This is a genomic window from Pseudarthrobacter sp. NPDC092202, from assembly GCF_044755505.1.
Lineage (GTDB): Bacteria > Actinomycetota > Actinomycetes > Actinomycetales > Micrococcaceae > Arthrobacter.
In genome coordinates this window covers 25805-38677 of record NZ_JBIVRG010000022.1, presented here as the reverse complement: position 1 = coordinate 38677, position 12873 = coordinate 25805, and the positions used below count along the sequence as shown (strand labels likewise).

Below are 12873 nucleotides of genomic sequence, written 5' to 3'. Positions count from 1 at the left end.
CGGTCTAGACAATCACTATTCTTCCTGATCAGAGGGGCATTTCTGCGTCACGGCACCCGCTTGTCACCCAAGCTCATCGGTGGATCGAGGCTAAGGAGCAGCTTTACGCTTTCCCCACGAGCCAAGGCCTCCGCCCGAATTGTTCGGACGGAGGCCTTCTCTGCGTTGGTCCGGCCGGGACGACCATCTGAGCCGTCGTTCGTCGCCGCGTCCCGTCCGCTCACCGCACGTTTCCGCGCCACCTGGCAGAACGCCCCTGGAACAGGGCTGCGGGTTGGTAGGGTGCGTCACAGCAGAAGCGAAACAATCTCAAGGAGGAGACATGGCCGAAACGCCTGATCAACGGAGGAATGCATCCGGGGAAAGGGGCGTGGTGGCCACCGACCCGGCCCTGCCCCCGACAGCCATCGACGAGGAGGTCCGCGAGGCAGAAGACCGGAAATGGACGCCGGCGAAGATCGCGCTGTGGGCCGGCATCGCCCTGCTGGGCGGCCTGGCGTGGTTCATGCTGGCCATCATCCGCGGCGAGACCGTCAACGCCATCTGGTTCGTGTTTGCCTCGGTGTGCACCTACCTCATCGGCTACCGCTTCTATTCAAAGGTCATCGAGCGCTACATCACCCGGCCTGACGACCGCCGTGCCACCCCCGCAGAGTACAAGGCGGATGGCAAGGACTACGTCCGGACTGACCGCAACGTCCTGTTCGGCCACCACTTCGCCGCCATCGCCGGCGCCGGACCCCTGGTGGGTCCGGTCATCGCGGCGCAAATGGGCTACCTGCCCGGCACTATCTGGATCATCATCGGCGTCGTTCTTGCCGGTGCCGTCCAGGACTACCTGGTGATGTTCTTCTCCATGCGGCGCGGCGGCAGGTCCCTGGGACAAATGGCCCGCGAGGAGCTTGGCGTCATCGGCGGCACTGCGGCCCTCATCGCCACCCTGCTGATCATGGTGATCATCGTGGCCATCCTCGCGCTCGTCGTCGTCAATGCGTTGGGCGAAAGCCCGTGGGGTGTCTTCTCCGTAGGCATGACCATCCCCATCGCCCTGTTCATGGGCGTCTACCTCCGCTACCTGCGGCCCGGCAAAATCATGGAAGTGTCGCTGATCGGCTTCGTCCTCCTGATGGCGGCCATCGTCGGCGGCGGCATCGTGGCCGAAACCCCGTGGGGCGCCGACATCTTCAGCCTGGACAAGGTCACCATCGCGTGGGGGCTCATCGTGTACGGCTTCATCGCCGCCATCCTGCCCGTGTGGCTGCTCCTGGCACCCAGGGACTACCTCTCAACATTCATGAAGATCGGCGTGATCGTGATGCTGGCGCTGGCCATCATCGTGGTCCGCCCGGAAATCACCGTTCCCGCCTTTAGTGAATTCGCCAGCAGGGACAACGGGCCGGTGTTCCCCGGGGCCCTGTTCCCGTTCCTGTTCGTAACCATCGCCTGCGGTGCCCTCTCTGGCTTCCACGCACTGATCTCGTCCGGCACCACCCCGAAGCTCGTGGAAAAGGAACGCCAGACCCGTTTCATTGGCTACGGCGGCATGCTGATGGAGTCATTCGTGGCCATCATGGCACTGGTGGCCGCCATCTCAATCGACCGCGGCCTGTACTTCGCCATGAACTCGCCGGCCGCGCTGACCGGCGGGACGGTGGAAACAGCAGCCACCTGGGTCAACAGCCTGGGCCTGGCCGGAGTCAACATCACCCCCGAGTTCCTGTCCCAGACGGCAGCCAATGTGGGTGAGGAAAGCATCGTTTCCCGCACCGGCGGCGCTCCCACCCTTGCCGTTGGCCTCGCGCACATCATGCAGCAGTTCATCGGCGGCACCGCCATGATGGCGTTCTGGTACCACTTCGCCATCATGTTCGAGGCCCTCTTCATCCTCACCGCTGTGGATGCCGGCACACGAGTTGCCCGCTTCATGCTGCAGGACTCGATCGGCAACTTTGTCCCCAAGTTCAAGGAGCACTCCTGGCGTCCCGGGGCCTGGCTCTGCACCGCCATCATGGTGGGAGCGTGGGGCGCGGTGCTGCTGATGGGCGTCACGGACCCGCTGGGCGGCATCAACACACTGTTCCCGTTGTTCGGCATCGCCAACCAGTTGCTGGCCGCAATCGCCCTGTCCGTGTGCCTGGCCATCGTGGCAAAGCGCGGCACGTTCAAGTACCTCTGGATTGTTGCCCTGCCGCTGGCGTTCGCCGCCGTGGTGACCATCACCGCGAGCTACCAGAAAATCTTCTCGTCCACCCCGGCGGTGGGCTACTTCGCCAACAACGCGGCCTTCAGCAAGGCCCTCGCTGACGGGAAGACGGAGTTCGGCACAGCTAAATCCGTGGCGGCCATGGAGGCGGTTGTTCGGAACACGGCCATCCAGGGCTGGCTCTCCGTGATCTTCGTGGTGCTCAGCATCATAGTGATTGCGACGGCGTTGCTCGCCACGGTCAAGGCCTTCCGCAACCGCGCGGACGGCACGGCCGTCAAGGACAATGAGGACCCGGCCCTTCCGTCCAGGGTCTTCGCCCCTGCCGGGCTTATCCCCACACCCGCCGAACGCGAACTGATGGCTGAGTGGGACAAGGTGCCGGCGGAGCTCAGGTTCGAAAAGGGCGGCCACCACTAATGGCGGCGCGGCTGGCTGTGCTGACGCGGGGCGTCCGCGGCGTCGCCAGGTATTTCGGCGGCGTCCTGGGCGCGGACGCGTACTCGAAGTACCTGGAGCACCACAGGGCGGCCGGCCACGGGGCAGCACCGCTCACGGAGAAGGAATTTTGGCGCGACCGGACTGACCGCCAGGACACCAATCCGCAGGGCCGGTGCTGCTGATTGAGCTTGCAGCGGACAAACCGCCAGGCAGGTTCATCCGGTGGGTCACGGGTGGATCGCTCATGAGAGTATGAACGCATGAGCGATCCACAAGACACTCAGTCAGCTGAGGACCTCCCGGTAGAAGGCACTCCCATCGATGACCGGCAGCCGCCCATGCACGCCCAGCCGGGCCCTCCGGAGGGCATGAAGCCCAAGGGGAGCAGCCTGCAGGACCTGGTGGATGAGCCGGCCAAGGTGATGCGGATCGGAACCATGATCAGGCAGCTCCTGGAGGAAGTGAAGTCCGCGCCCCTGGATGAGGCTGCGCGCGGCAGGCTGGCTGAAATCCACGAGCGCTCCATCAAAGAGCTGGAAGACGGACTGGCCCCGGAGCTCGTGGAGGAACTGGACAGGATCAGCCTTCCCTTCTCCGACGACGGCACTCCCTCGGACGCTGAACTGCGCATCGCCCAGGCCCAGCTGGTTGGGTGGCTTGAAGGGTTGTTCCACGGCATCCAGACGGCCATCGCCGCCCAGCACGCGGCCCGCGAACACGCGGCCGCGCAGATGCAGCTCCGCCAGCTTCCGCCCGGCACCATGATCGCCCCCGGCGTGGTCATTGGCGAAAACGGTGAGCCGCAGAGGGCCGCCGCAGGTTCGCGCTCCGGCAATTCCGCCCGGCCCGGCCAGCGGGACGACCCGGACCACGGTCCCGGACAATACCTGTAAGGGTGCGCTTGGGCTTTTTCAGCGCCGCCAGGCAGGGGCGCAAGGACGATGCGGAACTGGGGAAGGGGCTGTGGCGCCGCGCCCACGACCGCTTCCAGCGGGGACTGGACCGCTTCCACCAGGTCCTTGAAGGTGTGGAGGACGACCAGCTTTACGGTGAACTGCTCGAGATCGCCAACGAGCTGGCTGGCCTCCTCGAAAGGGTACGGCTGGTCTGCATGGAGGCGCAGCGGCGTTCACCCAATGAAGGCCTGGACATTCCGGTTGACCTGGCCGGCGTGCACCGTGCCCTGTCCAAGGCCGGCAACTCATTGGCTACAACGGCGGAGGCAGCCGCCATGCTTCGGCTCGCCGTGGGCCCGGTCCCGGTAGGTGCGGCGTCCGTCCGGCGGCGCGCCGAGTCCGTCTTCCAGCAGGTGGCCGACGCCGAGCGTCACCTTGATGAGGAAGACTCCGGGCAGCGGCAGGCGGATATTCCCGGTTAAGCGCCTGGCTTACTTCAGGCCAATACACTCTTGGCGGGCTGCGGTGTTTGGCAGGATAGTCGAATGACTCTTTCACCTACACTGACGTTCAATGACGGAAACACGATTCCCCAGCTTGGCTACGGCGTGTGGCAGGTTGAGGACGACGTCGCCGAAAAGGTGGTCCGGCAGGCGTTTGAAGCAGGCTTCCGCCACATCGACACCGCCAAGATCTACGGCAACGAGGCAGGCGTGGGGCGGGCCATCGCCAGTTCCGGCCTCTCCCCGGAGCAGCTCTTCATCACCACCAAGCTCTGGAATGCTGACCAGGGCTATGAGTCCACCCTGGCAGCCTTCGAGGCGTCGATGGACAGGCTGGGACTCAAGACACTGGATCTGTACCTGATCCACTGGATGCAGCCCAAGCAGGACAAGTACCTGGACACCTGGAAGGCGCTGATCGAGCTCCAGAAGCGCGGCAGGGTCAAGTCCATCGGCGTGTCCAACTTCACCACCGAGGGCCTGCAGCGGCTCATCGACGAAACAGGCGTTGTCCCGGCCATCCACCAGATCGAACTGCACCCGTACTTCAGCCAGCGCGAACTTCGCGAGTTTGGCGCTTCGAAGGGAATCCTGACCCAGGCGTGGTCGCCGTTGGGCCAGGGCGGCGAGCTGCTCGAGGATTCAACGGTGGCGTCCATTGCCGCCAAGCACGGTGCCACGCCTGCCCAGGTGGTCATCGCCTGGCACCTGGCAATCGGCAACGTGGTGATTCCCAAGTCCGTCACGGAATCCCGGATCCGGGAAAACTACGCGGCGCTTGAGGTGAACCTGGACGCAGACGACGTCGAGGCCATCAATGCCCTTGACCGCTCGGCCAACGGCGAAGGCCGAATCGGCGCGGACCCGGCTGTTTCTGACTTCGCGTAGCCGCCGGACGGCGCCCACGCCAGGGCTTTAGCCGTCCACTGCCGCCCTGCCTGTTCTGTACAGGCAGGGCGCTTTGCGTTTAAGCGGGAGCGGTTTAGGCGGCTGTGCGGATCTGTTCTATGGACACGGCGTCGACGACAGCCCAGCTGTCCTCGCCGGCGCAGTGCCGGCTGGCAAAGCGTTCCGCCTCTGCCAGGGTGTCAAAGACCTCGACCCGTGCCCGGCCGCAGTCGGCGTCGAAGTACGTAACGTGGAATTCCTGTACCAGTTGCTTTTCCATGAATCCAGTCTGCAACCGGGGTCTGACAATTACGGGAATCAGTCCCGCGTGTTGCCCAGCCGAAGGACCCGTTCCTGGGCAAGGACTGCCTTACGCTCGGCTTTGTCCGCGGCCCGCACCGCCTGCTTTGCCTCGGCAACGGTGGCCGCAAGCCTCTTCTTTGAGCGTTCCAGCTGCTCTTCGGCGGTCCTCAGCCGGGCACGAAGGTCTGCAGTCTCCTGGAGGAGTTCCGCAATTTGAGTCCGTATGTCGTCGGCCTGGTCCTGCAGCTCCCGCGCCGCCCGGGCTGTCCCGGCCTCTGCTGCCTGCGCTTCGGTAAGGGCAGCACGGGCCAGTTCCAGCGCGGGCGGTGACGCGGGCCGCGGAGTCTGCCGGACCGCCTCAAGCCGCGGCTTTGCCGGCATGCGCTGTTGCGGTGCTGCCGCCGTCGTACGCGCTTTCCTGCCGGCGGGGGCCGCTGGCACGGAGGCGGGAGCCGCTGCAGCGGGCGGCAGGACCGAAGGGACTGCCACGGTGCCGTCCAGGTCAACGGCGTTCACGCCGTCCGCCAGCAATGTCTTGAGCAGGCGCCCGCTCCGCACGGCCGCTGCTGCTCCCTCATCGGCTGTCAGCGCGCGAAGCGTCTCCTCAACGTCGCCTGCCATGGCATCGCTGATGGCCCGGCCATTTTCCTGGGCCACCGAACGGGCGGTCTCGACGGCGGCAGAGAGCGACGTGCGGCGCTCACGTCCCAGGTCACGGAGCGACGCAGCATCCAGCGAGGCCTGTGCCGCACGCATTCTGCCACCGAGTTCCGTCAGCTGGGCCAGGACGTCCGGCTGGTGCACGGCCAGCATGTTCACCGCCCAGGCGGCAACCGACGGCTTCGGCAGTGCCCGGACCGCTGCCGCCAGCTCCTTGTCGGACGCGGCTGCTTCCTTCGCTGCCGTGGCCCTGGCCGCAACAAAGTCATCCAGCGGTTTCGCGTAGAGCTGGTTGGCGACCTCCGCAAGAACCTCGTCTTCCATGCTCGCCATCTTAGGCGCCGGTGATCTGCCTACCTGTACCCGCCCGGTTGGCCCGCTTCCGCGCTGTCCGCACGTTGCCGGCGCCGGTCTTCCGCCTGGCCTATGCCGTCACGTACGGCCGCCCGGACGACGCCGTACAGGACGTAGAAGAAGATGGCAGCGAAGACCAGGTTCAGGGCGATGTTATCCGGGGATGTCACAGCTGGTCACCGTCCGTCCAAAAACGCTGCACGCCTGCCGCGGCGTCGCGCAGTTTCCCGCCGTCCAGCACCACCGAGCTCTCGGCCAGGCCAAAGTCCATCCACTGGACGATCAGCCGAAGGTCTCCCGCGGGAGGCAGGGGCCAGAGCCAGGCGCTTCCCGTGCCCGCCAGTTCGTTGTCCGCGCCGCTGCCGCCACCGCTGTTCAGGGCAAGGGTTGGGGGTTCCGGTTCCTCGTTGCTGCCCATAAACCCGTGGGGACCATGGGCTCCCGTGCTGGCTTTGGAACCGTCGGCAAGTTCCACGCCGAGCATCAGCCCGGAGAGGAGCCGTGTGCCGCGGCGGATGCCCATCCCTGGTTGAAAGAACAGGGAGTGTTTGTCCGCCCAGTCATCCTCGGTCTCGTCGCCCCGCTGGAAGACCCACGACAGGTTGAACGAGCAGCCCGTGGAATAGACCTCGGCGCTCCTTACGGCCACCACCATGCGGGGGCTGCGGTGCAGGAACCGGCCGATGTGGACGGCCACTGGAAGCTCGTAGGCGGGTGGAGCGGTCCACGCCGGCGGCACGAACCTGGTGCTGGGGGGCCGGGGCGCTGACGGCGGGATCGGAAAGTCCTGGAAGAAGGTCACGGTCATCCTTGGTCTCGCTGGCGGTGACCGACCAGCGGAACGGCGGAACTGTGCCGCCCTGGATCCCCCAATCCGTCCTTACTCCGCCAGTCTAGCCCTGCGCGCCCAGGCGGGTGCGAAGCCGTGCTGGGCGGCGCCCTCTTCAACGGCCACCGGTATGGCAGGCCGCTGGCACAAGGCTCCCGCGGGCCCACCGATTGCCCCTACTATCGCCGGGGCGGCAGGGCCATCATGGGAGCTATAGGCGCTGCAACCAATGATCGGAGTCCGCCATGATCCAGGCCCTGCGGTGCAGGTTGAATATCCGCCACCAGTGGCACGTCGAACATACCGAAGACGGAGGCCTGTACAAGCGTTGTTTGCGCTGCGGCAAGGATGGCGCGGAGGGGGACGGCGCGGACAACGGCTGGGCCCTCAGGAGATGGTGGTAGGCCCCGGTCGACCCCTTAACCAGCGAAAAACCCCGGAAACCCCTAAAACTTTGGGTTGTCCGGGGTTTATCCCGAGCTTCCTATCAGAATCGAACTGATGACCTTTTCATTACGAGTGAAACGCTCTACCGACTGAGCTAAGGAAGCACCGCACGAATCTCCGGCGGAACCGGGCGCTTCATGCAAGAGTCAACTGTAATAGAGTCCCCGCGCCCGGGTCAAAATGGGCGGCGGAAGCGGAGTGCGGCCTTCAGCACACCGTATTGTCGGCGGGAACCTGGCCGCTCACCAGATAGCTGTCCACGGCATCCCCGATGCAGCTGTTGGAACGGCCATAAGCGGTGTGGCCCTCGCCTTCCCAAGTGAGGAGCGCTGCGTTGCCCAGCTGCTTGCGGAGCGATGAGGCCCATTCCACCGGAGTGGCGGGGTCGCCGGTGGTGCCGATGACGACTATGGGGGAGTCGCCGTCGTATTCCACGGGCGACGGCGTGCGCACGCTCTTGTACGGCCAGTCGACGCAGTTGGTGCCTCCGTACGCAAAGAAGTACCCGAAGGTGGGGGAGTCCTGCATCAGCCGCTGCTGCTCGGCGCGCATGGCGGCGGTATCGGACTCCATGGGGTAGTCAAGGCAGTTGATGGCGTTGAAGGCGAACGTCGAATTGGACGTGTACGTCCCGTTGGAAGAGCGGTCGGCCCCGAGGTCTGCGAGCCGCAGCATGAGGCTGACGTCTCCCGTCATTGCCGCCTCCAGGGCCTGGGTCAGGGCGGGCCAGCTTTGGTCGTTGTACAGCGGCGTGATCAGCCCGCTGACGAACATGGTGGCGTTCACTACCCGCCCGTCCTTGGCTGTCCGCGGCGTCTGCTGGACGGCGGCGATCAGGTCGCGGATCTGCTGGACACCGGAATCCACGTCCCCGCTCAGGGGGCACCCGTCCTGGCCCAGGCAGCTGGCAACATAGGCGCGTATTGCCTTCTCGAAGGCGCGGGCCTGCCCGCTGGTCAGCTCTTCATTGCTGATGGAAGGGTCCAGCGCCCCGTCCAGCACCATCCGCCCCACATTGCCGGGGAACAGGGAAGCGTAGGTTGAGCCCAGGAAGGTGCCGTAGGAGTAGCCAAGGTAGTTGAGCTTCGGGTCATTGACCACAGCCCGGAGAATGTCCACGTCCTTGGCGGAGCTGACAGTATCGATGTTCCCCAGCACCGGGCCGGTCTGCTCTTCGCACTGCGCTGCAACCGCCTTGTTGTCGGCCAGGACGGCAGACAGGCCTGAATCCGTTTCGAGATCGTAGATCTTGGCCCGGGCGGCATCCCGTTCGGCGTCGGTCATGCACGTGACCGGAGCTGAGCGTTTCACGCCGCGCGGGTCGAAGCCCACAAGGTCGTATGAGTCCCGCACACCCTGCGAGAAATGTGTTCCGGCCGCATCCTTCACGAAGTCGTACCCGGAAGCACCCGGACCGCCCGGGTTGACCAGGAGGCTGCCCGTTTTCTTTCCGGTGCTGGGAGCCCTCAGCGCGGCAATCTGGATTGTCTCGCCGGCTGGGTCGTCGTAGTCCATGGGCACCGTCACGCTGGCGCACTGGAACTCGGTCTCGCACGGCTCCCAGACGACCTCCTGCGAATAGAACTCCTCCAGCCCCGCCGGTGCAGAAGCAACGATGGACGGGTCGGCCTTGGCAGTGGCGGCTTCCTGGCTGCGGTCTTCACCATTCAGGAGGCTGCAGGACGCCAGAACCATGGCCAGGGCCATGGCCCCGAGGGCACGGACGCCAACCGCCGCGGATCGCGGGCGTACGGGCAGGGGGCGGGCAGTCATCGGGTCTCCTTGAAGGACTAGATCAGGCTGGCTGCCATGGACTCAATGGTCAACAGCGGTGCAACGTTAGTGGTGGTGATGCGTTCGCGGGCTTTGTTGATGGCATCCATCCGGGCAAGTGTCGACTCCGGCGTGGAACGGCGGGCGAACTCCTCCAATTCGCCCCTGAGCTCAACGTTTACCAGCTCCACAGCATTCCCGAGCTGGATAATCAGCACATCGCGGTAGAAGGAAAGAAGATCCGTCAGGGTCCGGTCCAGCGAATCGGTGATGGAGCGCTTGGCGCGCCGCTTCTGGTCGTCCTCCAGCTGCTTGACCTGGCTGCGCATGGCGGGCGGCAGTGTCCCGGACTCGGGGGCACCCAGCGTCGCCAGCAGTGCGGCCTTCTCCGCAGCGTCCCGTTCTTCATTGGAGCTGTTGGCCTCGGCCGTGGCGATCTTGACCAGCTTGTCCGCCATCATCACCGCAGCGGTGACGCCCCTGAGGCCGAGCGGAAACCGCACAGTCTCCAGCCGGCGTTCCCTGGCAGCGGGGTCGCGGGCCAGCCGCCGGGCAATGCCCACGTGGCTCTGCGCCGCCCTGGCGGCACGCTCAGCCAGAGCCGGCTCAACGCCGTCGCGCTTTACCAACAGGGCAGCGACGTCCGCGGCAGGCGGAAGCCTCAAAGCCACGCTGCGGCAGCGCGAGCGGATGGTCACCAGGACGTCCGCCGGGGACGGGGCGCACAGCATCCATACGGTCCGGGGGGTGGGTTCCTCGATGGCTTTGAGGAGGACATTCGTGGTGCGTTCCGCCATCCGGTCCGCATCCTCCACCACGATGATGCGCCACCGCCCCGTCGACGGCCTGTTTCCGGCGGTGGCCACCAGCTCCCGGGCTTCGTCGATGGTGATGGTGACCTTCTCCGTCCGGACAAACGTGACGTCCGAGTGGGTCTCGCCCAGGATGGTCAGGCAGGCGGAGCAGCGGCCGCACCCGCGCTGGCTGACATCTTCCTGGTCGCAGTTAAGTGCCGCGGCAAAAGCCTTCGCCGCGTTCGAGCGCCCGGAGCCCGGCGGACCGGTAAAAAGCCACGCGTGGGTCAGCCCGTCACCGCTGGATGCCTGCCGCAGTTGTTCGACGACGGCGGGTTGCCCTTGCAGGTCGTCCCACACGGTCACGGGTGGCCACCGACTGACGGAGCGCGGGCGGGGACGTCCCCGGGGACGCCGTGGTGCGCGGCCAGGAGACTTTCCACCCGCTCGAGTATCTGTTCCGCCAGTTCCCCGACCGAGTGATGGGCCGGCAGCACCAGGTAGGACCCCGGACGGCTGCGTGCCAATTCCAGGAATGCATCGCGGATCCGGGTATGGAAGTCATCAGCTTCGGATTCCAGCCGGTCCTCGGCAGCTTCGCCGGCGGTTCGGCGGCGGCGGCCCACGGCCGGCTCGACATCCAGCAGGACGGTGAGGTGGGGCTGCAGGCCGGACGTGGCCCACTCGTTAAGGGACCGCACAGCGTCTTCGCCCAGTCCGCGTCCCGCCCCTTGGTAGGCGACGGACGAATCGATGTACCGGTCCGTCAGGACGATCTCGCCGCGTTCCAGGGCGGGGCGGATGACCTGGGTGGCGTGCGCGGCCCGGGAAGCGGCGAAGATGAGCGCTTCCGTATGGGCATCAATGTGGCCGTGGCCGTGGTCCAGCACCAGGGAACGCAGCTTTTCACCAATGGGAGTTCCGCCTGGCTCACGGGTGCGCAGGACGGTGTGGCCCTGGGATTGAAGGGCTTCCGCAAGCCGGGCAGCCTGCGTTGATTTGCCGGCGCCGTCGCCGCCCTCAAACGCGATGAAAAGCCCGGCCCTTTGTTTGCTCACCCATCAAGCCTACCGATCCCCGCTGACAAATCCGATTGGGCCTGTGGACAAAGGCCGGGCCAACGGGGGTAACAGCTTTCCGGCGGACTGCCGGCTGACAGTACGCTTTCACCATGAGTCTCTCCGAACAGCAGGCCGCGGTACTGTCAGCCGAAACCGTGGTGGTTGCGGCCGGGCGTCCCCCGAGGGAACGGGACCAGCCGGTCAACCAGCCGATCGTCCTTTCCTCCACATATTTTGGTTCCGGCCCGCTCGGGGATGGCGACCGTGGGTACGGCCGGTATTCGAATCCAACCTGGGACCCCTTCGAAGAGGCCCTCGGCCAGCTTGAAGGTTCCGGTCTGCCGGGTCTGCTCTACTCGTCGGGGCTCGCGGCGGTCAGCTCGGCCCTTTCCCTGATTCCCGCCGGGGGAGTGCTGGTGATGCCCGCCCACAGTTATTCGGGGTCCCTGGTTATGGCCACGGAACTGGCCCAAAAGGGCTTCATTGAACTGCGCACCGTTGACATCGCCGACACTGCCGCCGTCAGGGAGGCCCTTGCGCCAGGGGGACCGGCTGCCCGCCCGGCCGCCATGTTGTGGCTTGAAAGCCCCACCAACCCCATGCTCGGCATTGCCGATATCTCCGCTCTGACTCACGCCGCGCACGCAGCGGGCGCCATCGTCGTCACCGACAACACTTTCTCCACGCCCCTTGTCCAGCAGCCCCTGCTGCTGGGATCCGACGTCGTCCTGCACTCGGTGACAAAGTACCTGGCGGGCCATTCCGACGTCGTCCTTGGCGCCCTGGTGACAGCCAACCCGGACATCCGCTCCGCGCTGCTCCACCACCGGACCATCCATGGGGGAATCGCGGGGCCGTTCGAAGCGTGGCTGGCGCTGCGCGGGCTGCGGACTCTGGCGCTGCGGGTGGAGAGGTCCCAGTCGTCTGCCCTGGTTTTGGCGGAGCGGCTGAGCAAGCATCCGGCGTTTGAGTCCGTCCGTTTCCCGGGCCTGCCCGAGGACCCCGGCCACGGGCGGGCCAAGGTGCAGATGAAGGGGTTCGGCTCCATCATCTGCGTGCAGGTGGCCCCTGCGGGAGGGCTGAGCGGCGCCGACACCGCTGACAAACTCGTCCGCGCGCTGCAGCTGTGGCTGCCTGCGACGTCGCTGGGCGGTGTTGAGTCCCTCATTGAACGCCGACGGCGGCACACCGCCGAGCCGGTGAGCGTCCCCGAGAATTTGGTGCGGCTGAGTGTGGGAATCGAGAACGTGGAAGACCTCTGGGCCGATTTGAAGCGGGCGCTTGACTCGCTGGGCAGCTAGGCTGGGCTTGTGGACGGTGAACTGATTATTCGGCCTGTAGAGCAGGCAGTGTTCTTTATCCTGGCCCTGGTGGCACTGGGGCTTGAGCTGTGGGCTGTGGTCGACTGCGCCCGGCACCGTGCCAACGCGTTCGAGGCCACGGGCAAAAGGACCAAGACTTTCTGGCTGGCCCTGACCGGCGGTGCGGCCCTGATCGGTGTCATCTCCTTCTTCAGCAGCGGAGGCGGCTTTTTTGGCACGCTGGGCCTGTTCGGCCTCGCGGCCGTCGTCGCCGCTTCCGTTTACCTTGCGGACGTGCGGCCGGCCGTGAAGGATGCAGGCCGGGGCGGCAGCCGCAACACCGGCCCGTACGGCCCGTGGTGAACCAGCAGCCGGCCTGACCGCACCTTTCACACCACAAATCCCGCAGGTTACCTGGCG

General features: G+C 65.9%; 14 protein-coding genes and 1 tRNA gene. 7 read left to right on the top strand and 8 right to left on the bottom strand.

Annotated features, from left to right (window positions below):
- Positions 1–322: 322 nt before the first annotated feature.
- The 5 genes from ACIQF4_RS20260 to ACIQF4_RS20240 all read left to right on the top strand — a co-directional run bounded on the left by ACIQF4_RS20260 (position 323) and on the right by ACIQF4_RS20240 (position 4931).
- A complete protein-coding gene (locus ACIQF4_RS20260) occupies positions 323–2623 on the top strand; it encodes a carbon starvation CstA family protein (protein WP_400517622.1) in 2301 nt (766 codons plus the stop codon).
- Entirely contained in the window at positions 2623–2826 is a 204-nt protein-coding gene (locus ACIQF4_RS20255; protein WP_400517621.1) for a YbdD/YjiX family protein, read from the top strand. The genes ACIQF4_RS20260 and ACIQF4_RS20255 overlap by 1 nt, the downstream gene beginning before the upstream one ends.
- Before the next feature lie 78 nt (positions 2827–2904).
- The gene (locus tag ACIQF4_RS20250) at positions 2905–3537 is read left to right on the top strand and encodes a bacterial proteasome activator family protein (protein WP_286187519.1); all 633 of its coding nucleotides are present in this window, start codon (positions 2905–2907) and stop codon (positions 3535–3537) included.
- Positions 3538–3545: 8 nt separating this feature from the next.
- A complete protein-coding gene (locus ACIQF4_RS20245) occupies positions 3546–4022 on the top strand; it encodes a hypothetical protein (RefSeq protein ID WP_400517619.1) in 477 nt (158 codons plus the stop codon).
- A gap of 63 nt (positions 4023–4085) precedes the next feature.
- Positions 4086–4931 carry an aldo/keto reductase gene (locus tag ACIQF4_RS20240; protein WP_400517618.1) on the top strand — a complete coding sequence of 282 codons (846 nt, stop codon included), beginning with the start codon at positions 4086–4088 and terminating at the stop codon, positions 4929–4931.
- Between the two features lie 94 nt (positions 4932–5025).
- Here ACIQF4_RS20240 and ACIQF4_RS20235 read toward each other — a convergent pair whose 3' ends face one another.
- From ACIQF4_RS20235 to tmk, 8 genes are all read right to left on the bottom strand, one after another.
- On the bottom strand, positions 5026–5211 hold the full coding sequence (locus ACIQF4_RS20235) for a hypothetical protein (RefSeq protein WP_400517617.1): 186 nt from the start codon (positions 5209–5211) through the stop codon (positions 5026–5028).
- 38 nt (positions 5212–5249) lie between these two features.
- Entirely contained in the window at positions 5250–6218 is a 969-nt protein-coding gene (locus ACIQF4_RS20230) for a hypothetical protein (protein ID WP_400517616.1), read from the bottom strand.
- 29 nt (positions 6219–6247) lie between these two features.
- Positions 6248–6418 (bottom strand): hypothetical protein, encoded by a 171-nt coding sequence (locus ACIQF4_RS20225; protein WP_400517615.1) that lies wholly within the window; start codon positions 6416–6418, stop codon positions 6248–6250.
- On the bottom strand, positions 6415–7050 hold the full coding sequence (locus tag ACIQF4_RS20220; protein ID WP_400517614.1) for a hypothetical protein: 636 nt from the start codon (positions 7048–7050) through the stop codon (positions 6415–6417). The genes ACIQF4_RS20225 and ACIQF4_RS20220 overlap by 4 nt, the downstream gene beginning before the upstream one ends.
- Before the next feature lie 505 nt (positions 7051–7555).
- Positions 7556–7628 (bottom strand) — tRNA-Thr (locus tag ACIQF4_RS20215).
- 103 nt (positions 7629–7731) lie between these two features.
- Complete coding sequence (locus ACIQF4_RS20210) at positions 7732–9297, bottom strand: alpha/beta hydrolase (protein ID WP_400517613.1); 1566 nt, start codon at positions 9295–9297, stop codon at positions 7732–7734.
- Between the two features lie 17 nt (positions 9298–9314).
- A complete protein-coding gene (locus ACIQF4_RS20205; RefSeq protein WP_350000622.1) occupies positions 9315–10457 on the bottom strand; it encodes a DNA polymerase III subunit delta' in 1143 nt (380 codons plus the stop codon).
- Complete coding sequence (gene tmk, locus ACIQF4_RS20200; RefSeq protein ID WP_350000620.1) at positions 10454–11149, bottom strand: dTMP kinase; 696 nt, start codon at positions 11147–11149, stop codon at positions 10454–10456. The genes ACIQF4_RS20205 and tmk overlap by 4 nt, the downstream gene beginning before the upstream one ends.
- Before the next feature lie 113 nt (positions 11150–11262).
- On the opposite strand from tmk, the gene ACIQF4_RS20195 reads away from it, so the two are divergent.
- Positions 11263–12453, top strand: a complete 1191-nt coding sequence (locus ACIQF4_RS20195; RefSeq protein ID WP_400517611.1) for a trans-sulfuration enzyme family protein — start codon at positions 11263–11265, stop codon at positions 12451–12453.
- A gap of 9 nt (positions 12454–12462) precedes the next feature.
- Entirely contained in the window at positions 12463–12816 is a 354-nt protein-coding gene (locus ACIQF4_RS20190) for a DUF2516 family protein (protein ID WP_066273813.1), read from the top strand.
- Positions 12817–12873 lie beyond the last annotated feature (57 nt).